Source organism: Chromobacterium sp. Beijing (assembly GCF_021496765.1).
Taxonomy (GTDB): Bacteria; Pseudomonadota; Gammaproteobacteria; order Burkholderiales; family Chromobacteriaceae; genus Chromobacterium.
Genome location: NZ_CP053750.1, coordinates 5,002,587 through 5,027,491, shown reverse-complemented (window position 1 = coordinate 5,027,491; position 24,905 = coordinate 5,002,587). Strand labels below are relative to the sequence as shown.

Sequence of the window (24,905 nt, the reverse complement as noted above, 5' to 3'; positions counted from 1 at the left end):
GTTCGGGACCGTTCCTTGCTCGTTCGCCAAATCAGCGAATGATTTCCACCTTGTAGCGCGGCGGCAGCAACAGCGCCGGCACTTCCCGCTTCGCCTTGCGGCTGCGGCGGCCGTTCAAGGGCTTCTTCACGCCCTCGGAGGAGCCGGCCAGAACCGAAGCCTCCGGCTTGGGCGGCGCAGACGGGCGCTCCCGTTCGCGTTCGCGCTCGTTGGGGCGCGCCAGCCAGGAGGGACGGAAGCCGTCCACGATCTGCGGCGTCAGCGTCTGCTTGGTCAGCTTCTCGATAGAGTCGTGCTGGCGGGTTTCTTCCGGAGACATCAAAGAGATCGCCACGCCCTTGGCGCCGGCGCGGCCGGTGCGGCCAATCCGGTGCACATAGTCTTCCGGGGCGTTCGGCAGCTCGAAGTTGACCACATAGGGCAGCTCCGTCACGTCCAGACCGCGGGCGGCGACATCAGTGGCCACCAGCACGCGCAGCTTGCCTTCCTTGAACGAGGCCAGCGTTTCCAGACGCGCGCCCTGCGCCTTGTCGCCGTGAATGGCTTCGGCTTGCAGACCGTCGCGCTGCAACTCGCGCGCCAGACGGTCGGCGCTGAGCTTGGTCTTACAGAACACGATGACCTGGCTCATGTCGCGGGACTTGATCAGATGCGTCAGCAGATGACGCTTCTTGAAGGCGTCCACCGAGTAAACGATCTGCTCGACCTGATCGTTAGTGGCGTTCTGACGCGCCACCTCCACCGTTTGCGGCGACTTCATGAAGTCGGCGGCCAGCCGCTTGATCTCCGGCGCGAAAGTGGCGGAGAACAGCAGGGTCTGACGCTCTTTGGGCAGCATGCCCATGATCTTGCGGATGTCCTGGATGAAGCCCATGTCCAGCATGCGGTCGCCTTCGTCCAGCACCAGCACTTCCACCTTGTTCAATTGAACGGTTTTTTGCTGGATGTGGTCGAGCAGGCGGCCCGGCGTGGCGATCAGGATTTCAACGCCGCGGCGCAGTTCCTGAGTTTGCGGGTCCATATTGACCCCGCCGAACACCGTAGTGGCGCGCAGCGGCAGGTATTTGGTGTAGCTCTTGACGTTGACGCCGATCTGATCCGCCAACTCGCGGGTTGGCGACAACACCAAGGCGCGCAGCGGATGCATCGCCGGCGATACGCTAGTGTTGGCGTATTTCTTCAGGCGCTCCAGAATGGGCAGCATGAAGGCCGCGGTCTTGCCGGTGCCGGTTTGAGCGGCGGCCAGCAAATCGCGGCTGGACAAGACCAGAGGAATCGCCTTTTCCTGAATCGGGGTGGGCTGGGAATAGCCCTGTTCTTCGATGGCGCGCAGAATCTCGGGAGACAACCCGAGTTCGGAAAACAGCATGGACAACACTCCTGCAAAACTCGCGGGGCCTGTTGCGCGCATGCGCCAACACGCCCCCGTATTCAAATGACACGAACGGACAAGGCAACGCCGCCCGAACGGCGGCGTTGGGTCGTCAGCCCATGTGGCTTGCGACGCTGAGCAGCAGGATTACGGCCAACCATAGCAAGGCGGAACGCCAGACCAGACCAACCGCGCTTTTCAGGTAGTTGGGGTCCGCTTCGTCGCCCAAGCCCAGTTCGGGCCGGAAGCGTATGGAGTAATCCTGTCTGAGCGGATCGCCCAATTTCACGCCGATCGCACCCGCAGCCGAAGCCAACAAAATGCCATTAGCGTAGTTCCCCCATGTTTTGGCCTGGGAGCGCCAGCAATACACCGCATCCTCGAAATCGCCCATGATGGCGAAGCTGGCGGCGGTCAAACGCACCGGAATCCAGTCCAGCCAAGCGGCGGCGCTGGCCGAGAAACGGCCGAACGGGTCCTCGTTCGCGTCGCGGTTGCCCCATTTCTGATTCAGCATAGAACAGAGGCGGTACAACAGCGCGCCGGCCGGACCCGGCAACAGCACGAACCAGAACATGGTGCCGAACACGTGGCGGTAACTATCCACCACCCCCTGCTCGATCGCCAGCCGGGAAATTTCCTCAACCGACAGCTCCGCGGTGCCCTGTCCGGTCCAGTTCGCCAAGGAGGCGCGCGCGTCCAGATCCCGCCCTTCGGCCAAAGCCTGGGAGATTTCGGAGAACGCGCTGGAGAAATGGCGGAAACCCATGGTCAGATACAAGACCAGGACATTCCACAACATCGCCAGAATCGGACTCAAGGCGTGCAGCGCGTAATAGATCAGCAAGCTGAGCAAGACCGCAGGCACGATCGCCAAGGACCACGCCAACACGCCATGACGGTTGGAGCCGGCATTCAGATTGCGTTCCAAATGATTGGCGTAGCGGGTGAACAGCAGCCAGACGCGATTGCGATTGCCCAAGGGCCGCAACTGCTCCAGTGCCAGAGCGATAATCAAGGAAATCAGGGTCATTGGTTCCGGATAGTGGTTTTCTCAGGCCCGGAGAGGAAGATACCATAAAGGCCAGGGCATTCCCACTGCTCCTTGAGAATAGACTCTAAAACCGTCGGACGGAAACGCCAAGAGCGCCGCAACGGCGCTCTTGCATGCCCCTCGGGAACGGCTTCAAACGTTCAGGCGGAGCCGAGAAAGCGTCGCCCGGCGGCCAGTTCCGGCAATTGGCCGGCCTTGTCGTAGCCCACGGTGGACGCTGCCGCGTCCTTCAAGGTGTTCAGCGCGCCCTCCACCAGCGACAAGCGCTGATCGATGAAGCTGCCGTTGAGCTGATTGATGCTCTGCGCTCGCTGGATCGCCTCTTCCAGCCCGGTCCAGGCCAGGCTGGCCTCCGGCTTGTCCGCCAGCCAGATGTAAACCGTCTCGCTGTCCTGCACCCCAATCCGCTGCATCAATTCGCCGCGCTGGGCGGCGCTGACGGCCAATAGGTCCAACACGCCGCTCTTGCTCTCGGCCAGGGCGTCCAACTGAACGTCAAAGCCCTGCACCAGCACCTTCTGTTCCTGCTCCAGCAATGCGATCAGCCGGGCGACGAGAGCGCTCTCGGCCCGGCACAGCTGGCAGAATTCTTCAACAACGTTCATGCCTGACTCTCACCTGCGCGCGCTCAGCGCGCCAACAATTCCTTGGTGGAGGCGATCAAGCCGTCGGCGATCTTCTCCGGATTGACGTTGAAGGTGCCCGCGGCTATCGCCGACTTGATCGCGGCCACTTTGCCTGCGTCGAAGCCGGAATCGCCGCTGACCTTGCTTTCCACCGCGCTCAGACGGCTGGCCAAAGGGTTGATCGTCACGCTGTCGGATCCACTGGCGGCAGGGTTGGCGTTGGCGGCCGCGTCGCGCGGCGCCGCCTTGTTCTGGGTGCTGTAGCTTGCTGACAGCTTGCCCGAGTTATCTACTTTCATGGCATGGCCTTCCCAAAGGGAACCTGGATTACCTCTATTATCGGACGGAAAAACAATATCTTGAAGACTTTCGCCCAATTATCCGCCGCTGCGCGCCGAGACCTGCCGGCGAACCGTCTCTAATATATCACCATCACGCTGCCGTCCGCTTGAACTTGCCCGCGTATCACCCGCCCGGAAGCCATGCGCACCGACACTTGCTCGCCCTCGGCGGCATTGCCTATCGCCAAACCGTCGGCCGCCGCGGCGAAGCCCTCCCCCGAGGCCACCACTTTGACCCGCTGGTTGCTGTTCACCAGATAAGGCGCGCGCACCATGAAGCTGCGCAGCCAGGCGCCGGCCGGCGCGCCGGAGCGCATGGTCTTGCCTATCGCCTGCTGCAGATCGTCCAGCACATTGCGCGCCAGGCTGGGGTTGGCCACCTCGACCAGGCGCAGGTCGGCGGCGCTCAGCACCTCGCCGGCCGCCACCGCGCGGCTCAAAGCCACGCCCAGTTTCTTTTCATTGATCCGCACCGGAATCCGCAGCGCCCACCCCAGTTCCGGGCAGGACACCGCGACAAAGGTGGAACCGGTGGTCACCCCCGGCGTCGCCCAATCCGCCTTGGGCTGCGCGCAGGCCGGCACCGCCAGCTTGCGGTCCAGCTGCCCCAGCGTCCAGGTGGCCGGCCGCATCGACAACTCGTGCTTGAGAAAGTCGCCGGCCAAAGCCTCCAGCCGCCCCAGATCCTGCATGGCGGCCGACGCCGCCACGCTCCAGGCGCAGCACATCATCCACAGTAGTAAACGTCGCATTCCCGCATTCTAGCGCAAGCGGGCCCAGGGCTGCAGCCTGGGGCCGCTATTGACAATGCGATGCATACATTCAAATAATCGTTCGAATAGAGCTTAGACTCTTAAATCTAAATTAAATAAAACCAAAGTTTTATCCGGAAGGGACATTCCAAATGCGCAAGCGCCTGAACACGCTGGCCGTGGCCACTCTGCTGGCCCTGCCGGCCGCCACCAACGCCTATAGCAATTTCTATTTTTTCGGGGACAGTCTGACCGACACCGGCGCCTTCGGCGGCCTGGGCGGCCTGCCGTCCAACGCCCGCTGGACCACCGGCAACGGAGCCAACTGGACCGACGCGCTGGCAGCGCGATACGGTTTGAAATCCATTGCCAACAACTCCAGCAATCCAAACACAAGTCCGAGCGGCAACAATTACGCCCAAGGCGGCGCTGTGGCTCAACTCTACAGCGACATTACCGTCTTTCCCGGCACCACTGGCGCCAATGGCTCGGTCGAACAATTCGGCCCGGACAAAACCACCGCCATTCAGGAGCTGCCGCAGCAAATCAGCGCCTACTTGGCCGCCAGCGGAGGCAAAGCGAACCCCAACGCCATTTATTCAGTCTGGATCGGGGGCAACGACATTGCCGCCGCCGCCGGCACCGTCACTGCGGACCCCACTAAAGCGAGCGCCACCAAACTGCTGATGAGTTCAGCGAATTCGACCAGCTCCGTGATAGGTCAATTGCAAAGCGCGGGAGCCCAGACCATCATCGTGCCCAATGTCCCCAATCTGGCCTCCACTCCCGCCGTGATTTACCAAACGGTACAGGGCGTGGCGACAAAGATCGGCACGATGAACGGCTTGAGCGGGACCGCGCTGAGCAACTACGTCACCCAGGCCGTCGGCGCTGCCTGGCAGGTGTTGAGCAGCAACGCGTCAACCTCCGGCAATCAAAACACGGTTATCCAACAGGCTCTCGCCGCGGCCAACGCCGCCATCGGCCTGCCTGACTCAGCCACCACCCTCACCTCAAGCTACAATACGGCCTCCGCCGGATTGCAAGAACTGAGCAACGGCTACAACGCGTTGGTGGATAACGCCTTGCTAAGCAGCGGCCGGCAACACGGCATCGTCCGCGCCAACATCTCATTGCTGTTTCAGGAGGTGCTGGCAAATCCGGCAAAGTACGGTTTCACCAATGTACTGGGTTCATCCTGCCCCCAATCTGCGATCAACTGCCCCGCGAACATCCTTCCCGCGCAAAACTATCTGTTCAGCGACGCGCTACACCCAACCCCAATCGCTCACGCGATGATCGGTGAGTACATTTACGGCCTGCTGCAAGCGCCCTATTTCGCCGGCGCGCTGCCGGAGTCCGCGCTGAACAACGCCCGCCAGTTGGGCGGGACGCTGGACAGCCGCTACCAGGCCATCCGCGCGCAGAAGCGCGAAGTCGGCGCGGTCAGCGCCTTCGTCAGCGGCGCCTTCAACGACGACAAGGTCGGCTACGACGACGTATCCGCCAAGCCGCAAGGCCGGCTGTACACCGTGGGTCTGGACTTCCAGGCCAGTCCGGCGCTGAGCCTGGGACTGGCGATGTCCCGCCAGAACGGCAAGACCGACATCAACGGCATCGCCACCCCGGGCAGCGTCGACGACCGCAGCACGCTGATGAGCGCGCTGTTCAGCTACAGCCAGGAACGGTTCTGGGTGGACGGCGACGCCCATATCGGCGCCGGCGACATCGACACCAGCCGCCAAGTCTCGCTGGGCGCGGCCCGGATCACGCTGAACGGCACGGCGCGCCAGAGCCAATACGGCCTGCGCATCGGCGGCGGCTACCGTTTCCCGCTGGGCGCCTACCGCACCGGCCCCATCGCCGGCCTGGACTACGCCCACGTCAAGGTGAACGGCTTCACCGAGCAAGGAGGCAGCAGCAGCAGCATGGCCTTCAACGCGCAAAACGGCACGTCCCTGGTGGCGCGCGTCGGCTGGCAGCTGGAAGCCGACTTCGGCCGTTTCAGCCCCTACGCCAAGGTCAGCTACGCGCACGAGTTCAAGCGCGACGACCGTGTGGTCACCGCCGGCCTGGCCACCACCCTGGGCGATTACAGCGTCAAGCTGGGCAAGCCCAAGGCGGACTGGCTGGAATGGACCGCCGGTCTCAGCGCCCAATTGAGCAAGAGCGTGTCGATGTTCGGCCAGCTCAGCGCCGCCAGCGGCCGCAGCGGCCGCAGCGGCAGCAATCAGACCGCCGGCAATATCGGCGTGGCGCTGACGTTTTAAGAGCCTGTTCAATGTCTGTCGCGCGTCGGCGAGAGGGATGGAACGGGGCCTTGAACAGGCTCTAACGCCGCGGCGGACGCAAAAAAAAACGGCCCCTGGGGGCCGTTTTTTCGTCCGACGCGCGTCAGCTCAAACTGCGCTCGATAAAGGCTTTGACCTCGCCGGCGTCCGCCGGGAACACCGACACTTTTTGCGGCAAGTCCTCCAGGCCGTCGAAACCGGCCGGTCGCGGCGGATCGCGGTCCAGCGCTTCGCGTATGGTGGCGGCGAACTTGGCCGGCAAGGCGGTTTCCAGGCAAACCACGGTTTCGCCGGGGCGGCGCAGCTCGCGCGCCACCTTGACGCCGTCGGCGGTATGGGTGTCCACCACCACGCCGTCTTCGCGGTCCAGCTGGCGAATGGTGGCCAACCGGTCCGCATGCGCGCTCTTGCCGGAAGCGAATCCGAACACCTCGGCCGCGGCGGCCGTTTGCGCGGTGGACAGCGTGAAGCCGGTGCCGGCGTCCACCTGGCGCCACAGCGCTTTCAGCGCCTCGGGGTCCCGTCCCAGCAGATCGAACACAAAGCGCTCGAAGTTGGACGCCTTGGAGATGTCCATCGACGGGCTGGAGGTGACATAGGTGTTGGCCGTGCCGCGCGGACGGTAGGCGCCGGAGCGGAAGAACTCGTCCAGCACGTCGTTCTCGTTGGTGGCCACCAGCAGGCGTTCTATCGGCAAGCCCATCTGCCGCGCGATGTGGCCGGCGCAGACATTGCCGAAGTTGCCGGACGGCACGCAGAAGCTGACCTTCTCCTCATTGCCGGCGGTGGCGTTGAAATAGCCCTTGAAGTAATACACCACCTGAGCCACCACTCGCGCCCAGTTGATGGAGTTGACGGTGCCGATCTTGTGGCGCGCCTTGAAAGCATGGTCGTTCTGCACCGCCTTCACGATGTCCTGGCAGTCGTCGAACATGCCCTTGATCGCGATATTGTGGATGTTGGCGTCCTGCAGGCTGTACATTTGCGCGCGCTGGAACGGGCTCATCAACCCGTCCGGGCTCAGCATGAACACCTGGATGCCCGCCTTGCCGCGCATCGCGTACTCGGCGGCGCTGCCGGTGTCGCCCGAGGTGGCGCCCAGGATGTTCAGGCGCTCGCCCTTCCTGGCCAGCACGTATTCGAACAGATTGCCCAGCAGCTGCATCGCCATGTCCTTGAAGGCCAACGTCGGACCGTTGGACAGTTCCAGGACGGCCAGGCCGTCGTGCAGCCGCTTGAGCGGTGTGATCGCCTCGCTGCCGAAAGCCGCGCGGGTATAGGTGCGCTCGACGATGGATTTGAGATCGTCTTCCGGGATGTCGGTGGCGAACAAGCGAATGATTTCAAAAGCTAATTCGGCGTAGGACAGGCCGCGCCAGGCGTCCAGCTGCTCGCGGCCGATCTGCGGATAGCTTTCCGGCAACACCAGGCCGCCGTCGGGCGCCAGGCCCATCAGCAGGATGTCGCTGAATGATTGCGGGGCCATGCCGCCGCGGGTGCTGATATAACGCATCAGGGGGTTTCCAGATATTGGGCGCAGGCGGCGGAGGCGTCCTTCATCCGCTGTTTGCCGCGCGGGTCGTCTTTCTTGATCTGGCCGGTCAGCACGCCCATCACCTCTTCCGAGGAGAAGCGGCCGGCCAGATGCTGGCTGGCGCATTGGCAGTATTTCTGCACTTGCTCCGAGGAGCGCTGGCCGACGCCGTCCGAGGCCGGCGTGCGCTTGACGCAGCCTCGCATCAAAAAGCCCTGCAACAGGCTGTGCTGGCCGGGGGACAAGGGCGTCGCCCCGGCGCTCGCCAGGATCAGACCGGCGCCGAGGCCGGTCAGCCAGCGTTTAATCATTCAGCTCTTCCATGCGCAGGCGCACCACCTTGCCGGTAATGCTTTCCAGCGCCTCGATGCCGGTGATGGCGCGGTCTATCGCCTGTTCCTGAACGCGATGGGTCAGGATCACCACCTCGGCGGTGCCGTCGGACACCGAGCCTTTCTGGATCACCGCCTCGATCGAGATGCCGTTCTCCGCCAGCAAGCGGGTGATGTTGGCCAGCACGCCGGCGCGGTCGGCGGCGCCGATGCGCAGATAGTAGGAGCTGACCACGTCGGAGATCGGCAGGATCGGCAGGTTCTGCAGCTGGTCCGGCTGGAAAGCCAGATGCGGCACGCGGTGCTCCGGGTCCGCCGTCAGCAAGCGGGTCACGTCGACGATGTCGGCCACCACCGCGGAGGCGGTGGGCAGCGCGCCGGCGCCGGCGCCGTAGTACAAGGTCGGCCCCACCGCGTCGCCCTTGGCCAGCACCGCGTTCATCACGCCGTTGACGTTGGCGATCAGCTGGCGCGCCGGGATCAGCGTCGGGTGCACGCGCAACTCGACGCCGGCGGCGGTGCGCCGGGTCAGGCCCAGCAGCTTGACGCGGTAGCCCAGTTCCTCGGCGTACTTGATGTCGCGCCCTTCCAGCTTGCTGATGCCTTCCAGGTAACAGCGGTCGAACTGCATCGGGATGCCGAAGGCCAGCGCCGCCATGATGGTGAGCTTGTGGCCAGCGTCATGGCCTTCGATGTCGAAGGTGGGATCGGCTTCGGCGTAACCCAGCTGCTGCGCCTCGGCCAGCACTTCGGCGAAGCTCGCGCCCTTGTCGCGCATCTCGGTCAGGATGAAGTTGGAAGTGCCGTTGATGATGCCGGCTATCCACTCGATGCGGTTGGCGGACAAGCCTTCGCGCAGCGCCTTGATGATGGGGATGCCGCCGGCCACCGCGGCCTCGAAGGCCACCATCACGCCCTGTTCTTGGGCGCGGGCGAAGATTTCGGTGCCGTGCAGCGCCAGCAGTTTCTTGTTGGCGGTGACCACGTGTTTGCCGTTGGCGATAGCCTTGAGCACCAGTTCCTTGGCCACGGTGTCGCCGCCTATCAGTTCCACCACGATGTCGACGTCGGGGTTGTTCACCACCTGCATCGCGTCGGCCACCACGTCCACGTCCGGACCCAGCAGCGATTGCGCGCGCGCCTGATTGCGGTTGGCCGCCTGCAGCAGGCGGATTTGACGGCCGGCGCGGCGGCTGATTTCCTCGGCGTTGCGTTTGAGAACGGTGGCGGTGCCGCCACCGACAGTCCCCACGCCCAATAGGCCGATATTGATCGGTTTCATTCTTGCTCCCTGTCTCTAGTATTCTGTCCCTGCCCGCGGCGGCCAGGCGCAAGATCCTTGCGCGCGGCCCGCGCCGGCGGCCGGCCCTGATCAAGAGCCGCGCCGCCAGGCCGCTGCTGGCGCAGCGGGCGCGTGTCCCAAGTTTTCCTTGGCAGCGGACGCTATCCGCTGTCAAGGAAAGCCTGATGGCCAAACGGGGGCCGCAGCCCCCGTCCGCCGGCTCAAGCCGCCATGATTTCAGGCTTCGCCGCCGTGGCGCTTGCGATAGTTTTCCAGGAAGCGCGCGATGCGGCCGATGGCCTCCACCAAATCGTCCGAGTTGGGAAGGAATACCACGCGGAAGTGATCGGGCGCAATCCAGTTAAACCCTGAACCCTGCACCAGCAGCACCTTTTCCTCCTGCAGCAGCTCCAGGATGAACTGCTGATCGTCGCCGACCGGATAGATCTTGGGATCCAGCTTGGGGAACAGGTAGAGCGCGCCCTGCGGCTTGACGCAGCTGACGCCGGGGATGTCGGTCAGCAGTTTGTGCGCCAGGTCGCGCTGGCGCGCGAGGCGGCCGCCCGGCGCCACCAGATCGTCAATGCTCTGGTAGCCGCCCAAGGCGGTCTGGATCGCGAACTGCGCCGGCACGTTGGCGCACAAGCGCATCGAGGCCAGCATGTTCAGGCCTTCGATATAGTCCTTGGCGTGTTTCTTCTCGCCGGACAGAATCATCCAGCCGGCGCGGTAGCCGCAGGCGCGGTAATTCTTGGACAGGCCGTTGAAGGTGACCACGAACAGATCCGGCGCCAAGGAGGCGATGGAGGTGTGCTTGACCTCGTCGTACAGCACTTTGTCGTAGATTTCGTCGGCGTAGATGATCAGCTGGTGCTGGCGCGCCACTTCCACGATCTGTTTGAGCAGCGCCGGCGGGTAGACCGCGCCGGTGGGATTGTTGGGGTTGATCACCACGATGGCGCGGGTGGCCGGCGTGATCTTGGCGCGGATGTCGTCGATGCTGGGGAACCAGCCCTGCTCTTCGTCGCACAGATAATGCACCGCCTTGCCGCCGGCCAGGCTGACGCCGGCGGTCCACAGCGGGTAATCCGGCGCCGGCACCAGCACTTCGTCGCCGTTGTCCAGCAGCGCCTGCATCGACATCACGATCAGCTCGGACACGCCGTTGCCGACGATGATGTCGTCCATGCCCACATTGGGCAGCTGCTTTTGCTGGGCGTAATGCATGATCGCCTTGCGCGCGGCGAACAGGCCCTTGGAATCGGAATAGCCGGAGGCGGACGGCAGGTTAACGATCACGTCCTCGATGATTTCGTCCGGCGCGAAGAAGCCGAACGGCGCCGGGTTGCCGATGTTCAGCTTGATGATGCGATGGCCTTCGTCTTCCATCTTCTTGGCGTGCTCAAGCACCGGACCGCGGATGTCGTAACAAACGTTGGCGAGTTTTTGCGATTTATGGACTGGCTGCATGACGACAATGGTTTCCGTGGCTTGCCGCCCGCCGGAGACGGCGGTCTTGCCCTGGCGGCGCGGTTTGTGTTCTTTCATCTGATCTCTTTGGATGTCCCCGCTGAAGCGATGACCACGTTGACGTTGTGGCGGCAATCAGCGGCGGGGTCGAGTTATAATCCTATCCCAATCTCTGATGCACTGCAGCAGGTATTCGCGCCCGGAAAGGGCCGTCCGCCGCAGCGCTCGCAATCGGGAATCCGCTCACATGAAAATGCAGCAATCGCTGGGGCAAGGCCGCAACTTGTTCACCGGCTATGGCGACGGCCATGTTCTAATCAACGCCCAGCGTCACGAGGGCAATCTGATCGTCACCGCGGACAGCGTGGCGCCCTGGCCGGTGGACGCTTTCGAGGATTTGCAGGAAAGCCATTTCAGCGCGCTGCTGGCGCTGCAGCCGGAAGTGGTGCTCTTCGGCACCGGCAAAAGCCTGCGCTTTTGCCATCCGCGCCTGTCCGCCGCGCTGGCCAACGCCGGCATAGGCGTGGAAACCATGGACACCCAGGCCGCCTGTCGCACCTTCAACATCCTGCTGGCGGAAGACCGCCGCGTCGTCGCCGCGTTGCTGGCGATCTGACTCAGACGGCGGCCGGCCGCGCCGCCTGCGGGCACATCCACACCAGCCAGGCCGCCAGCAAGGCCGGCGTCGCCGCCAGCATGAACAGGCTGGCCAGGCTCCAGTCCTGGCGCAGCAGCTCGCCGCCCAGCCACGGTCCCAACACCGAGCCCACCCGGCCCACGCCCAGACTCCAGCCCACGCCGGTGGCGCGCAAGGAGGTGGGATAGGCGTTGGCCGCCAGGGCGTTGATCGCCGGCTGGCCGCCCACCACGCAAAAACCGGCGGCGAACAATAAGCCGAACAAGCCGGCCTGCTGCGCCCCCCACTGCCCCAGCATGGCCACGGCGGCGGCGGCCAGCGCGAAACTGGGCAGCATCACCCGCAAGAAGCCCAGTCTGTCTATCCAGCCCCCCAACAGCAAGGTACCGACCACGCCGCCCAGTTGCAGCGCGGCGCCGGCGAGGATGGCGTTTTGCGTGTTCAGGCCGGCGTCCCGCGCCAAAGCCGGCATCCAGTTGGACAGGAAATAGAGCAAGAGCAGGTTCAGAAAGCTGAGCGCCCACAAGGTCAGCGTCAGTCGCGCGCGGCCGGCCCGAAACAAATGCGGCAACGACGCCGCGGCGACGGGTTCGCGCAGCGCCAGGCTGGACGCCGCCGCTCCGCTCATCGCCGGGTCCAGACGACGCAGCCAGGCCAGCGCCTGTTCCCGCCTTTGCCACGACAACAGAAACTGCAGCGACTCCGGCAATTGCCGCCACATCCACAGCGCCAGCAGCAGCGGCGCGACGCCGCCGGCCAGGAACACCGCGCGCCAGCCGTGCGCGGGCACCAGCCAGGCCGCCAACAAGCCGCCCAGCAACGCGCCGACGGTAAAGCCGCAGGAAATCAGCATCATCATGCTGACTCTGCGCCGGCTCGGGCTGTACTCGCCGGCCAGCGCCATCGCGTTCGGCATGATGCCTCCCAGGCCCAGACCGGTCAGGAAGCGCAGCCACAGCAGCTGCTCCAGCGTGGCGGCGAAGCCGGTGGCCAACATGCCCAGGCCGAACCACACGGTGCACAGCAGCAGCAAGGTACGGCGGCCGAAGCGATCCGCCAGCGGGCTGAACAGCAAGGCGCCCAGCAGCAGACCCAGCAAGCCGGCGCTGAACACCGGCCCCAAGGCCGGCTTGGCCAAGCCCCAGTCCGCCAATAGCGCCGGCGCGACGTAGGCCATGGCCTGCACGTCGAATCCGTCCAGAATCATCAGCAAGCCGCAGATCAGCAGCAGCCGGCGCTGAAACCCGCCCAGCGGCCGTTGATCCAGCCAGGCGTCTATCTCCAGGCGAGAAGCTTGCGTCATCCCCATCCCCATTTATGCAAATGGCAATAAAGATGTTCGCAAACCGCCGCCCGGTCAAGCCGCGCCAACGAAAAGCCCACCTCGAAGGTGGGCTTGGCATTGGACGGGAGCGGCTCAGTGCAGCTTCAAGGACGGCCGCGCGGCGCGGCGCAGCTTGTCGCCGACATAGAGCAGAGTGGCCAGCACCCAGCCATGCACCGCCGCCTGATGCATGCGGTACAGCGAGCTGTAGATCAGTTTGGCGCCGAGGCCTTCCACATAGTAATCGCGTTTGGGGCCGACCACCGCCGCCAGGCTGCCCACCGCGCTGTGCTTGCCCAGCGACACCAGCATGCCCTGCGGTTTGAAGACGAAGGGCTTGCCCTGGCGACCGGCCACGCGCCGGCTCAATTCGTCCGCCAGATAACGCGCCTGCTGGTGCGCCACCTGGGCGGTGGCCGGCAGATTGCGGCCACTGTCGCCGTCCGGCGCCTCGGCGCAATCGCCCAAGGCGTAGACGCAGGCGGCGCCCTGGCAACGCAGCCACTTATCCACCTGCAGTTGATTGATGCGGTTGGTCTGCAAGCCGGCGAGGCTGGCCAGCCAGGTCGGCGCCTTGACGCCGGCGGCCCAGACGGTGATGTCGGCCGCCACCTTGTCGCCGCCCTGCAATTCCACGCCGTCGGCGCGCACCGCCGCCACCCGGCTGCCGGTCAGCACCTTGATGTTGCGCGCGGCCAATTGCTCCTGGGCGTAAGCGGACAAGGACGGCGGCGCGGCGGCGAGGATGCGGTCCGCGCCTTCGATCACGCTGATTTCCACGCGCTCCGGCTGCAGGCGCGCGCCGTAATGATGCAGTTCGCACAGGGTGTGGTTCAGCTCCGCCGCCAGTTCCACCCCGGTGGCGCCGCCGCCGACGATGGCGATGCCCAGCTTGGACAGCGGTTGCTGGCCGCTGCTGCAGCGGAAGGCCAGTTCCAGCACCCGGTGACGCAGCTTCTCCGCATCGTCCGGGGTGTTCAGAAACATCGCGTGCTCGCCGACGCCGGGCGTGCCGAAGTCGTTCGCTTCCGCGCCCACCGCCAGCACCAGCCAGTCGTAGGGCACCTCGCGCGGCGGGCTCAGCTGCTCCCCGCCGGCGTCGCGCACTTCGGCGAGCTGAATGCAGCGCCGCTCGGTGTCCAGCGACTGCATATAGCCGAATTCGAACTCGTAGCCGTTGCGATAGCCATGGGCGAAGTAATTGACCTCGTCCTCGCCGGTGTTGAGCGCGCCGGTGGCCACCTCGTGCAGCAGCGGTTTCCAGATATGGGTGGGCGAACCGTCGACCAGCACGACGCGGGCCTTGTGTTGCGCGCCCAAACTGCGTCCCAGACGAGTGGCCAGTTCCAGGCCGCCGGCGCCGCCGCCGACGACGACGATGCTGGGCAATGCGGAATTGCGACTTAACATGACAGATCCTTACAAGGTAGAAATCACTAAACAAGCGTTCTGGCGGCAGCACGCTTGTTTAGTGAGTTCTTGCTTCAGATCAAAACGGAAGTATGCACAGACTGGCAGGGCAAGCCAATCTTTCCGTGCCACAAAATGCCGAAGACATTATAAAAAGCGGCCTCCGGGCAAGGCGCCGCCACGCTGTGGACGGTACAAGGGGGAAGATCAGGGCGAGGCGCGACCGTCAAGCATGGCCGCGCAAGAGGAGAGGAACGGAGGCGCTGCCAGGCCGCGCGCTGACTGCCGACTTAGAATGGCGCTTTGGCGTCGAAACTCATCTCTTCGCGAGTGATGGGATGGCGCAGCGTCAGGCGATCCGCGTGCAGCAGCAGGCGATCGGCCTTGGCCAGCACCGCTTCCGGCGCGTAGATGTCGTCGCCCAGGATGGGGTGGCCCAGATGCAGCATATGCATGCGCAGCTGATGGGCGCGGCCAGTCAAGGGCTCCAGCTCCACCCGGCTGGTCTGGCGCAAACCGTCGCGCAGCACCACACGGAAATGGGTGATCGCCTGCTTGCCGTGTTCGAAATCCACCTTCTGACGCGGACGGTTCGGCCAGTCTATGATCAGCGGCAGATCCACGGTGCCGCTGTTCTGTTCCACGATGCCGTCCACCACCGCCACATAGCGCTTGTCCACCTTGCGGTCCATGAAGGCGATGGACAGTTCTCGCTGCATGCTGGCGCCGCGCCCCATCACCACCAGACCGGACGTCGCCATATCCAGCCGGTGCACGGTCAGCGCGTCCGGATAGACCCGCTGCGCGCGGCTGATCAAGCAGTCCGCCTTGTCTTCGCCGCGCCCCGGCACCGACAGCAAGCCGGAAGGCTTGTTCAGCACCAGCAAGGCCTCATCGGCGTAGATCACGTCTAGGCCGGCGTCCGGCGGCGGATTGTAATGTTCCAGATTATGGCGAATGGTCATGAGAGCAATGGGCAGGAAGGCGGAAAAAGTCGGCGATTATCTGCGCTAAACGCTGTTGCGACAAGCTGTTGCCATGATTTTTCGCCAGCGCTGTCTCTTGAAATACACAGCCGGCGGCAGCATTCTCAAAATTATCGGGACCGGCGGCGACAAGCGACGCCGGTCTTCCCAGCATAGTCTGAAAAGGAATCACCGCATGGCAGAGCGCTTTTACATCGATCCCTACCAAACCCGCCTGGAAACCCGCGTAGCGCGGCATGACGACGCCGGCCTGGTGCTGGAGGACACGCTGTGCTATCCGCTGGGCGGCGGCCAGCCCGGCGACAGCGCCGCGCTGAGCTGGGACGGCGGCGGCTGTGCGATCAGCGATACCCGCCGCGACCGCGAAACGCGCGCCATCGTCCACCTGCTGCCCACCGATGCGCCCCGGCTCGCCGCCGGCACGCCGGTCGTCCTGGAACTGGATTGGGCGCGCCGCCACCGCCACATGCGCATTCACACCTGTCTGCACTTATTGTCCGTGGTGATCAAGGCCGGCGTCACCGGCGGCAATCTGAGCGCGGAATCCGGCCGTCTGGACTTCGATCTGCCGGAAGGCATGGAGCTGGACCGCGAGCACATCGAGCGCGAGCTGAACCGGCTGGTGGCGGAGGACCGCGCTGTGCGCATCGAAATGAGCAGCGGCGAGGCGCTGCGTCGTCAGCCGGAGCTGATCAAGACCATGTCGGTGACGCCGCCGCTGCACCTGCCGGAAATCCGCTTGATCAATATCGACGGCATCGATCTGCAGCCCTGCGGCGGCACCCATGTGCGCAGCACCGGCGAGATCGGCCCGGTCGTGGTCAAGAAGATTGAAAGCAAGGGCGCGCGCAACAAGCGGGTGGTGGTGGCGCTGCGCGACTAAGAACCGGCTCAAAGCCTGCGCTCAGGCTAGCTCGCGAAACTTTGAACTGCCGCTAAGCCCCCGTCGGCGCGGCCAGCCTCCGGCTGACCGCGGCCAGCTCGGCCTTCAGACTGTCGACAAAGCGCTCCAGCAGCGGGGAGGCGGGCCGGTGCAGCGGCCGCACCAGATTGACCGCGAACGGAATCGACACGCTGAAGCGCCTTGCGGCCAGGCCTGAGCCGGCATAATCCAGCGCCGTCAGCGGATTGACGACGGCCACGCCTATGCCCTGCCGCGCCATCGCGCATACCGAGGCGGCGCTATGCGTCTCCACCACCATGCGCCGCTTGACCCCCGCTCGGCGAACACCTGATCCAGCTGTTGCCGATAGCTGTCGGTCGCCGCCAGGCTGATGAAGGCCTCGCCTTCGAAATCCTCCGGTGCCAACACCGTCTTGCTCAGCAGCCTATGCCCCTCCGGCAACACGCACAGCTCGTCCGCCAGCAGCAAGGGCTCCATCCGCGTCCCCGCCGGCGCGTGCGCGCTTTCGCTCAAACCCAGGTCATGACGCTGCGCCGCCAGCCACTCCTCCAGCAAAGGCGACTCCTGCGGCGCGATGTTCAGGCTGATGCCCGGCGCTTGCGACAGAAATCGCCGGCACGCCGCCGGCAACAGCGATTGCGCGAACACCGGCAAACAGGCAATCGATAACTGCCCCTGCTCGAACTGGCGAATCGCCGCCGCGCTGCTGACGATGCGTTCCAGGCCTTGATAGCTGCGCTGCACTTCCTCGAACAACTGCAGCCCCTGCGCGCTTGGCCGCAAGCGGCCGCGGCTGCGCTCGAACAAGACCATGCCCAGCAATTGTTCGCAACGCGCCAGTTCTCGGCTGACCGTGGGCTGCGAGGTGCGCAGCAGGACGGCCGCCTCGGTGACGCTGCCGGTGGTCATCACCGCGCGAAACACTTCAATGTGGCGCAGACTGATTTCCATCCCCGACCCCTTGCGCATAGGCGGCGCCAAGCCCGCCTTTCCCCCTGGCAATCCATATCATAAATGAAAGAGGCAGCGATAATTTGATATTTTATTTTTGCCGCAGCGCACGCCATGATGCAGCTGTCTATCACCTACGCCATCGCCACGCCATGAAATGCTTCGACGCCCGCCAACTGGCCGAACTCGCCCGCCAATACGGCAGCCCGCTCTGGGTGTACCACGCCGACACCATTCGCCGGCGCATTGCCGAGCTGAAAGGCTTCGACGTGATCCGCTATGCGCAAAAAGCCAACTCCAACACCCATATCCTCAGCCTGATGCGGGAACAGGGCGTCAAGGTGGACGCGGTGTCGCTGGGCGAAATCGAACGCGCGCTGGCCGCCGGCTATCGGGCGGACTCCGCCGAGCCTTCCGACATCGTCTTCACCGCCGACGTGCTGGACCGGGCCACGCTGGCGCGAGTGGCCGCCGAGGGCATCGCCGTCAACGCCGGCTCCATCGACATGCTGCGTCAGCTGGGCGCGGCTTCGCCCGGCCATAGGGTCTGGCTGCGCGTCAACCCCGGCTTCGGCCATGGCCATAGCCAGAAAACCAATACCGGCGGCGAGAACAGCAAGCACGGCATCTGGCATGAACAGGTGGCCGACGCGCTGGCGGTGATCCGCCAGTTCGGCCTGCACTTGGTGGGCTTGCACATGCATATCGGCTCAGGCGTCGATTACGGCCACCTGCAACAGGTCTGCGGCGCCATGGTCAGGCTGGCGACCCAGTTGGGCCACGACATCGAGGCGATCTCCGCCGGCGGCGGCCTGTCCATCCCTTACCGCGACGGCGACGCCCGCATCGACACCGCGCATTATTTCGAGCTGTGGGACGAGGCGCGGCGGCGGATCGCCGCTCACCTGGGCCACCCGGTGCGGCTGGAAATCGAGCCCGGTCGTTTCCTGGTGGCGGAATCCGGCGCCCTGATCTCCGAGGTGAGGGCGGTCAAAACCATGGGCAGCCGGCGCTTCGTGCTGGTGGACGCGGGCTTCAACGACTTGATGCGCCCCGCCATGTACGGCAGCCACCACGATATTTCCGTCCTCAGCGCGGACGGCGAGGAAAAATCAGGCGAGCGCGCCCCCTGCGTGGTGGCGGGCCCCCTGTGCGAATCGGGGGATGTCTTTACCCAACAGGAGGGCGGCGTGGTGGAAAGCCGCCTGCTGCCAGAGGCTCAGGTAGGGGATTTGCTGGTGTTTCACGACGCCGGCGCTTACGGCGCCACCATGTCGTCTAACTACAATAGCCGGCCGCTGCTGGCCGAGGCCATGATAGACTGCGCCTCCAGCCGGCTGATCCGCCGCCGTCAAACCATGGCGGAGTTGCTGGAGCTGGAACGCGTCTAAGTCCTGCTCAGCTGAGCTTCAGGTCGGCCAGCGTCTCCTGGAAGGCCTGATAGATGTCCTGATAACTGGCGTAGCCGTCGAACACGCCCACCACCTGGGGCGATTGCAAACCGCGCGCCAGCAATTGCTGGCCGCGGCGCGAACGCGGACTCAGCGCGCGCAGCCGCTGGCTGCGTTCGTCCCAATACACCAGCTTGGCTTCGTCCGCGCCCTCCAGCCGTGAAATCAGTTTGTCCACCTGCTCCGCCGGTTGCAGCATCATGCGGTGGGAAACCCTCTTGCCAAGTGCGGATGCATATTCCATGAGTCGTGTCCGGTGCTTCGCAGTGGGCCGCGAGCGATCCATACTGCTGATTGGAAAAACCTTGCCGGCTCCAGCCTCCGGAAAGGCCGTCAGCCGGCAACACCACATATTTTTCGCAATAAGAGAAGGCACCACAATCGGATTAATCTTAAATTCCCGGCGAAAAACTGGATGGATAAAATGACAAAAGGGCGCCGAAGCGCCCTTTGCTGCCGCCGGACAAGCCGCCGGAGCAAACCTTTTTAGTTTTTCAGCACCATATTGTTGATGACGAACTTCACACCCGGCACTTTTTCGGCAATCTGCCCCGCTTTGAACATCTGCTGGTCGTCGGTCATGCCGCCTTCAATCGTCACCTCGCTCTTCTTGCTGCTCACCTTCAGGCTCAGCGGCTGCAGTTCGGCATCGCCGTTCAAGGCCTGTTGCACGCTGGCGGCCAACTCTTCATCGGTCGGCGGGGTCTGCTCGGCGTAAGCCGGCAGGCCGGCGGACAGCAAGGTGGTCAACAACAAGGCGCGGATGCAAAAACGTTTCATCAGATTCTCCAGTGATATGGCCTGCATGCGCTCAAGCCCAAGCTTCAGCGCGAATGTTTTACCGCATACTAGCGAGGAAACTTTTCAATTTTGTTGCCGGTCCATGACAACGCGGCGCGACGGTCTCGCCTGTTGGCGCCGCCGCAACAATCGCCGCGGCCGTCATCGCCCCGTCATGCGCGTCCCAGCGTAGAATCAGACCGGTTCGCAGCGCGTCGCTGCCCTAGCCCCGTTTCAGAGAACTTAGCGCATGTTAAAAAAATGGCTGTTGTTACTGCTTGTCGTCGGCCTGGCCGCCTGCTCCACTTCCAGTCCGCCCGGCAAGACGGGCGGCGCGGCGCGGGAAAGCGGCGCGCCGACCGCCTTGCCGGCCTGGAGCCAGCAGGACTTGGGCGATACCCTCGTCGCGCTGAAGCAAAGCTGTAAGGCCATCGCCAGAAAACCGGGCTGGACCGAAGTGTGCCGGCAAGCCGACGGCATCGCCGCCGACAACGCGCAGGCGGTGCGCCAGTTCTTCGAAAACCGCTTCGCCGCCTGGAAGGTCAACGACGGCAGCCGCGACAGCGGCTTGATCACCGGTTATTACGAACCGCTGCTCAGCGGCAGCCGGACGCGCAGCGAACGCACCCCCTGGCCGGTATACGGCATCCCTGCCGATTTTTACAGCGTGGACGTTCCGCCCTCGGTTCGCGGCAAGTCCAGCCTGACGGCGCGCCGCAGCGGACCCAACCGGCTGGCGCTGAGCGCGGCCGGCGATATTGAAATCCGCCCCGGCGACTTTCCCGCCGACAACCGCGGCACGCGGCTGAAGGGCCGCTTGGAAGGCAAACGCCTGCTGCCGTATTACACCCGCGCGGAAATCAACCAGGGCAAGGGCGTGGCCAACGCGCCCATCCTCGCCTGGGTCGAAGATCCGGTGGAGCTGTTCTTCCTGCAAGTGCAGGGCTCGGGCCGCATCCAGCTGGACGACGGCAGCTTCATCCATATCGGCTACGCCGAGCAAAACGGCTACGGCTATCAGTCGATCGGCAAATGGCTGGTGGACAAGGGCGAGCTGACCATGGGCGACGCGTCCATGCAGGGCATCAAGGACTGGCTGGCGCGCAATCCGCAACGCCGGCAAGAGCTGTTCGCGGTGAATCCCAGCTATGTGTTCTTCAAAACCTTGCCGGGCGACAACGGCGGCCCCATGGGCGCGCTGGGCGTGCCGCTGACCGGCGGCTACAGCATCGCGGTTGACCCGCGCTACATCCCGCTGGGCGCGCCGGTCTACCTGCTCACCACCTGGCCTCACTCCACCCAGCCGCTGGCGCGGCTGGTGCACGCCCAGGATACCGGCAGCGCGATCAAGGGCGCGGTGCGCGCGGACTTCTTCTGGGGCTTCGGCACCGAGGCCGGCATGTACGCCGGCAGAATGAAGCAGCAAGGCAATCTGTGGATGCTGCTACCCAAAGGCATGAACCCGTCCCAGGCCCTGTAAACCTTTAGCCTCCTCCGGCGGCGCATGCCTGCTTGCGCCGCCGCTTCCGCGCCCCGCGGTCCTCCTCCAGCACACCCATCCCGTCTTCTCGCCGTCCCGCGACGTCAGCGCCGCCTCACACTCTGCTGCGCCTGGCGTGACGCAAAGCGCTGAGCGCCGCCCGAAGCCCTCATCCGCCACGCGTGGGTTCCGTTTCTCAGCCGCAAGGCCTTGTCTCTCTCGCTTGCGAGAACGTAAACAGGCGGCCAAAACCGCCGCCGCGCCAGCGCCAAGCCAAATTCATCCTCAATAGCCTGATCCGCCCCAAGACCAATCAAAGCCTTGCCTGGCAAGGCTTTGCCGGCCTACTCCAATTATTCCATAAGAATTATCGTTTATCGAATTTTCCTAATATTGACTTTCATCAAACGCTGAACATGGCGAAATAAATAATATTTTCGAAATTTTATGTTTGAACGTTTTTATTTATTTGTTCGATGGAGATGAAAATGACGACAATTGATAAGGCGCCTCCCAAGATCAGCGTCTTCGCCTTCGTCATGATCACCGCCGCCGTAGTCGTCAGCGTCCGTACGCTGCCGATGACGGCGCAGCCGGGGATGATGACGATTTTCCTGACCTTGGCAGCCGCGCTGCTGTTCCTGGTGCCCACCGCGCTGGTGTCCGCGGAGCTGGCCACCGCCTGGCCGCAGGACGGCGGCCTGTTCATCTGGGTGCGCGAGGCCTTCGGCGAGCGCATGGGCTTTGTTGCGGTGTGGATGCAGTGGATACAGATGGTGTTCGGCATGACCTCCATCATCATGATCATCGCCGCCACCTTCGCCTATGTGTTTGACCCTGCTCTCGCCAGCAACAAGCTCTACATGCTGGCGATGATTCTGGGCATCTGGTGGGCCTGCACCCTGGTCAACATGCGCGGCGTGAAAACCCTGGGTTGGGTCTCCACCATCTGCGTGAGCCTGGGCGTGTTCCTGCCCGGCGTGGTGCTGATCGGCTGCGGCATCGCCTATCTTGCCGGCGGCCACCCCATCATGACCGACGTGTCCTGGAGCTGGAACAATCTGGTGCCCAGCTTTAGCGACAGCGGCACCCTCGGCCTGTTCATCGGCTTCATCTTCGTGGTGATGGGCATGGAGGTGTCGGCGTCCAATGTGTCCTCCATCAAGGATGCCCGCCGCAATTATCCGATCGCCATCATCCTGGTGTCGGTGATCATGGTGCTGCTGTCCGTGATCGGCTCCGCCGCGATCTTCATCGCCATCCCCAAAGAGAAGATCTCGATGACCGCCGGTCTGATGCAGGCCTTCGAGCTCTACTTCAATCAATGGGGCATGGGCTGGCTGGCCCCGGTCATGGGCCTGTGCATCGGCCTGGGCCTGGTGGGTCAGGTGAACTCCTGGGTGCTGGGCCCGGTGCGCGGCCTGCAAGCCACCGCCGACTCCGGCGCGCTGCCGAAATTCCTGCAGACGACCAATCGCCACGGCGTGCCGGTGACCCTGGTGCTGATCCAGGCGGCGGCCATCACCATCGTCGGCGTGCTGATCACCGTGATGCCCAATGTGGACAACTTCTACTTCATGCTGATGGGCCTGACCGGGCTCGTCTATCTGGTGGCCTATCTGTTCATGTTCTCCGCCGCCATCTATCTGCGCTACAAGCGCCCGGACGTGGAACGCAGCTTCCGCGTTCCCGGCGGCAAGGCGGGCATGTGGATCTGCTCCGGCCTGGGCATCGCCATCTCCCTGCTGGCCGGCTACCTGGGCTTCATCCCGCCGGGCAGCTTCCATGGCTCCGCGCATGAATACCTGCAGTTCCAGCTCATCGGCCTCGCCGTCATGCTGGTGATTCCCTTCCTGGTGTACGCCTACGGCCAAAAAGCCAAGCACGCCCGTTCCGCCGGCGTCGCCCCGCGCACCTCGCCCGCCAGCAAAGCTCGTCCCGCCGAAGGCAAATGAGCCGGCTCACGCCTCTCTTAAATAACAAGGTTACTCAGTCATGACCAATCCGACTTTCTCCCCGCTTAACGTCGATGCCCTGTTCATCGGCCCCAAATCCGAAAACCGCGTGTTCTTCAAGGAAATGATGGAATACGCCGTGTCCGAACACCTGCACTGGCGCGCGGACTTTCACCCGGAAGACCCGGCGCTGGTCACCCCGGTGGAACAGCACGCCGGCGATTTCCGCCAGACCCTGTACCGCACCGAAGGCATCTTGCGCCAGCTGTCCTCCAAGCTGAAGAACACCTCGGTGCCCTGGTTCTCGCCGCGTTATCTGGGCCATATGAATGCGGACACGCTGATGGTGTCCAATCTGGCCTACGTGATGACCATGATGTACAACCCGAACAACTGCGCGCACGAAGCCTCGCCCACCACCACCGAACTGGAAGTGGAAGCCGGCCTCGATCTGTGCCGGATGTTCGGCTACGACCCCAAGCGCAGCTGGGGCCACATCACCTCCGGCGGCACCGTGGCCAACTACGAAGGCATGTGGGTGGCGCGCAATCTGAAGACCATGCCGCTGGCCATCGCCCAGCATGAAAAAGCCCGCGATCTGGTCGCCGGCAAGAGCGAGCGCGAACTGCTGAACCTGTCGCCCAGCGCGGTGCTGGACCTGACCGACGAATTGAAAAAACGCGGCCTGTTCGAAGAAGTGCGCGCGATGTCCTGCCGCGGCGTCGGCATCAAGCAAGGTTCGCTGGGCAAGATCCTGGTGCCGCAATCCAAGCACTACTCGTGGATGAAGGCGATGGACGTGCTGGGCATCGGCCAGGAGCACATCGTGCCGCTGCCGGTGGACGAGAACTACCGCACCGACGTGGCCAAGATGCGCGAGATCACCTTCCGCCTGATCGAGGAAGGCCACCCCATCCTGGCCATGGTCTCCGTGGTGGGCACCACCGAGGAAGGCTCGATCGACCATGTCGACGAAGTGATCAAGCTGCGCGCCGAGTGCGAACAGAAATACGGCGCCTCCTTCTACGTGCACGTGGACGCGGCCTACGGCGGCTATGTCCGCGCGATGTTCCTCGATGACAACAATCAGTTCATGGACTACGACGCGCTGCTGGCCCGCTACCGCGCCGAAGACATCATCCCGGCCGGCGTGACCTGGCCCAAGCGCGACGTCTACGAAGGCTTCAAGGCGATGGCGGAAGCGGACTCCATCACCGTGGACCCGCACAAGGTGGGCTACATCCAGTACGCGGCCGGCGCCGTCTGCATGAAGGACAAGCGCATCGTCGACCTGATCTCCTACCACGCGGCCTATGTGTTCGAAGAAGTGGACGAGGCCGAAGGCGCGGACACCAAGGTGGTGCTGGGCTCCTCCATCATGGAAGGCTCCAAGGCCGGCGCCACCGCCGCCGCGGTATGGGCGGCCCACCGTCTGGTGCCGCTGAACATCGGCGGCTACGGCAAGGTGATCGGCCGCGGCATCGTCACCGCCGACTGGTTCGCCCAGCGTCTGGCCGCCGCCAAGCCGCTGACCGTCGGCCGCCGCCAGTTCGAAGTGCGTCCCATCATGCACCCGGACTTCCACATGGTGAACTTCACCTTCAAGGAAATCGGCAACGACAGCCTGGAAGACCACAACCGGCTGAACAAGAAGATGTACGAGATCTGCTCCTACGCTTCCGGCCGCACCTACACCAACGACTTCCTGACCTCCTCGACTTCGCTGTCGGTGGAAGAGTACGGCGACACCCCTTGGCACTACGTGGCCAGCCGCGGCTTCAGCCGCGCCGAATGGGACAAGGTGGAAAGCGTCTACATCCTGCGCGCCGCGGTGATGACCCACTTCCTGCGCAAGGCCGAGGACTTCGACGCCTACTGGGAACAGCTGCGCGAAGTCTTCGCCGCCAAGCTGGCCCAGATCGTGGACATGGAAGACAAGACCGGCGCCGACGCCCTGATCGCTGCCTGATCCC

The 24,905-nt window shown here is 64.1% G+C and carries 21 protein-coding genes and 1 pseudogene; 7 read left to right on the top strand and 15 right to left on the bottom strand.

Annotation, left to right across the window (positions count from 1 at the left end):
- Window positions 1-31: 31 nt before the first annotated feature.
- From HQN78_RS23500 to flgA, 5 genes are all read right to left on the bottom strand, one after another.
- Window positions 32-1,369, bottom strand: a complete 1,338-nt coding sequence (locus HQN78_RS23500) for a DEAD/DEAH box helicase (protein WP_227104872.1) — start codon at window positions 1,367-1,369, stop codon at window positions 32-34.
- A gap of 115 nt (window positions 1,370-1,484) precedes the next feature.
- Window positions 1,485-2,405, bottom strand: coding sequence for a CobD/CbiB family protein (locus tag HQN78_RS23495; RefSeq protein ID WP_107800507.1), 921 nt, complete (start codon window positions 2,403-2,405; stop codon window positions 1,485-1,487).
- A gap of 161 nt (window positions 2,406-2,566) precedes the next feature.
- Window positions 2,567-3,031: a flagella synthesis protein FlgN gene (locus HQN78_RS23490; RefSeq protein ID WP_235086675.1), complete on the bottom strand. Its 465-nt coding sequence runs from the start codon at window positions 3,029-3,031 to the stop codon at window positions 2,567-2,569.
- A 23-nt stretch (window positions 3,032-3,054) separates the two neighbouring features.
- On the bottom strand, window positions 3,055-3,351 hold the full coding sequence (gene flgM / locus HQN78_RS23485; RefSeq protein ID WP_019100618.1) for a flagellar biosynthesis anti-sigma factor FlgM: 297 nt from the start codon (window positions 3,349-3,351) through the stop codon (window positions 3,055-3,057).
- 119 nt (window positions 3,352-3,470) lie between these two features.
- Window positions 3,471-4,145 carry a flagellar basal body P-ring formation chaperone FlgA gene (gene flgA / locus HQN78_RS23480; RefSeq protein WP_235086673.1) on the bottom strand — a complete coding sequence of 225 codons (675 nt, stop codon included), beginning with the start codon at window positions 4,143-4,145 and terminating at the stop codon, window positions 3,471-3,473.
- 152 nt (window positions 4,146-4,297) lie between these two features.
- Between flgA and HQN78_RS23475 the strand changes: the two genes are divergently transcribed.
- The gene (locus tag HQN78_RS23475) at window positions 4,298-6,415 is read left to right on the top strand and encodes an autotransporter outer membrane beta-barrel domain-containing protein (protein ID WP_235086670.1); all 2,118 of its coding nucleotides are present in this window, start codon (window positions 4,298-4,300) and stop codon (window positions 6,413-6,415) included.
- 124 nt (window positions 6,416-6,539) lie between these two features.
- On the opposite strand, the gene thrC is transcribed toward HQN78_RS23475, so the two are convergent.
- The 4 genes from thrC to HQN78_RS23455 all read right to left on the bottom strand — a co-directional run bounded on the left by thrC (window position 6,540) and on the right by HQN78_RS23455 (window position 11,054).
- A complete protein-coding gene (gene thrC / locus HQN78_RS23470; protein WP_235086667.1) occupies window positions 6,540-7,949 on the bottom strand; it encodes a threonine synthase in 1,410 nt (469 codons plus the stop codon).
- Window positions 7,949-8,281 (bottom strand): hypothetical protein, encoded by a 333-nt coding sequence (locus HQN78_RS23465; RefSeq protein ID WP_107800512.1) that lies wholly within the window; start codon window positions 8,279-8,281, stop codon window positions 7,949-7,951. The genes thrC and HQN78_RS23465 overlap by 1 nt, the downstream gene beginning before the upstream one ends.
- Window positions 8,274-9,584, bottom strand: coding sequence for a homoserine dehydrogenase (locus HQN78_RS23460; protein WP_107800513.1), 1,311 nt, complete (start codon window positions 9,582-9,584; stop codon window positions 8,274-8,276). Before HQN78_RS23460 ends, HQN78_RS23465 begins: the two co-directional genes overlap by 8 nt.
- 237 nt (window positions 9,585-9,821) lie before the next feature.
- On the bottom strand, window positions 9,822-11,054 hold the full coding sequence (locus HQN78_RS23455; protein ID WP_227108608.1) for a pyridoxal phosphate-dependent aminotransferase: 1,233 nt from the start codon (window positions 11,052-11,054) through the stop codon (window positions 9,822-9,824).
- A gap of 247 nt (window positions 11,055-11,301) precedes the next feature.
- Between HQN78_RS23455 and HQN78_RS23450 the strand changes: the two genes are divergently transcribed.
- Window positions 11,302-11,670 (top strand): Mth938-like domain-containing protein, encoded by a 369-nt coding sequence (locus tag HQN78_RS23450; RefSeq protein ID WP_227104880.1) that lies wholly within the window; start codon window positions 11,302-11,304, stop codon window positions 11,668-11,670.
- A gap of 1 nt (window position 11,671) precedes the next feature.
- Here the strand turns inward: HQN78_RS23450 and HQN78_RS23445 are convergent, their stop codons facing one another.
- The 3 genes from HQN78_RS23445 to HQN78_RS23435 form a co-directional block, all read right to left on the bottom strand.
- Entirely contained in the window at window positions 11,672-12,994 is a 1,323-nt protein-coding gene (locus HQN78_RS23445) for an MFS transporter (RefSeq protein WP_235086664.1), read from the bottom strand.
- A gap of 114 nt (window positions 12,995-13,108) precedes the next feature.
- Window positions 13,109-14,425, bottom strand: coding sequence for an NAD(P)/FAD-dependent oxidoreductase (locus HQN78_RS23440; protein ID WP_235086661.1), 1,317 nt, complete (start codon window positions 14,423-14,425; stop codon window positions 13,109-13,111).
- Between the two features lie 290 nt (window positions 14,426-14,715).
- The gene (locus tag HQN78_RS23435; RefSeq protein WP_107800517.1) at window positions 14,716-15,390 is read right to left on the bottom strand and encodes a pseudouridine synthase; all 675 of its coding nucleotides are present in this window, start codon (window positions 15,388-15,390) and stop codon (window positions 14,716-14,718) included.
- A 196-nt stretch (window positions 15,391-15,586) separates the two neighbouring features.
- Between HQN78_RS23435 and HQN78_RS23430 the strand changes: the two genes are divergently transcribed.
- A complete protein-coding gene (locus HQN78_RS23430; RefSeq protein WP_235086659.1) occupies window positions 15,587-16,294 on the top strand; it encodes an alanyl-tRNA editing protein in 708 nt (235 codons plus the stop codon).
- A gap of 52 nt (window positions 16,295-16,346) precedes the next feature.
- Here HQN78_RS23430 and HQN78_RS23425 read toward each other — a convergent pair.
- Window positions 16,347-17,224, bottom strand: a pseudogene (locus HQN78_RS23425) (LysR family transcriptional regulator).
- Between the two features lie 194 nt (window positions 17,225-17,418).
- On the opposite strand from HQN78_RS23425, the gene lysA reads away from it, so the two are divergent.
- Window positions 17,419-18,657: a diaminopimelate decarboxylase gene (gene lysA / locus HQN78_RS23420; protein WP_235086657.1), complete on the top strand. Its 1,239-nt coding sequence runs from the start codon at window positions 17,419-17,421 to the stop codon at window positions 18,655-18,657.
- Between the two features lie 7 nt (window positions 18,658-18,664).
- On the opposite strand, the gene HQN78_RS23415 is transcribed toward lysA, so the two are convergent.
- Together HQN78_RS23415 and HQN78_RS23410 are read right to left on the bottom strand one after the other, a co-directional pair.
- A complete protein-coding gene (locus tag HQN78_RS23415) occupies window positions 18,665-18,961 on the bottom strand; it encodes a hypothetical protein (protein WP_146176707.1) in 297 nt (98 codons plus the stop codon).
- A 242-nt stretch (window positions 18,962-19,203) separates the two neighbouring features.
- Window positions 19,204-19,497: a BON domain-containing protein gene (locus HQN78_RS23410; RefSeq protein WP_158274334.1), complete on the bottom strand. Its 294-nt coding sequence runs from the start codon at window positions 19,495-19,497 to the stop codon at window positions 19,204-19,206.
- Window positions 19,498-19,747: 250 nt separating this feature from the next.
- On the opposite strand from HQN78_RS23410, the gene HQN78_RS23405 reads away from it, so the two are divergent.
- The 3 genes from HQN78_RS23405 (at window position 19,748) to HQN78_RS23395 (ending at window position 24,901) form a co-directional block, all read left to right on the top strand.
- Window positions 19,748-20,977 carry a murein transglycosylase A gene (locus HQN78_RS23405; RefSeq protein WP_227104886.1) on the top strand — a complete coding sequence of 410 codons (1,230 nt, stop codon included), beginning with the start codon at window positions 19,748-19,750 and terminating at the stop codon, window positions 20,975-20,977.
- A gap of 488 nt (window positions 20,978-21,465) precedes the next feature.
- Entirely contained in the window at window positions 21,466-22,932 is a 1,467-nt protein-coding gene (locus tag HQN78_RS23400) for an amino acid permease (protein WP_158274335.1), read from the top strand.
- A gap of 40 nt (window positions 22,933-22,972) precedes the next feature.
- Window positions 22,973-24,901 carry a pyridoxal-dependent decarboxylase gene (locus HQN78_RS23395; RefSeq protein WP_227104888.1) on the top strand — a complete coding sequence of 643 codons (1,929 nt, stop codon included), beginning with the start codon at window positions 22,973-22,975 and terminating at the stop codon, window positions 24,899-24,901.
- The last annotated feature ends 4 nt before the right edge of the window (window positions 24,902-24,905 follow it).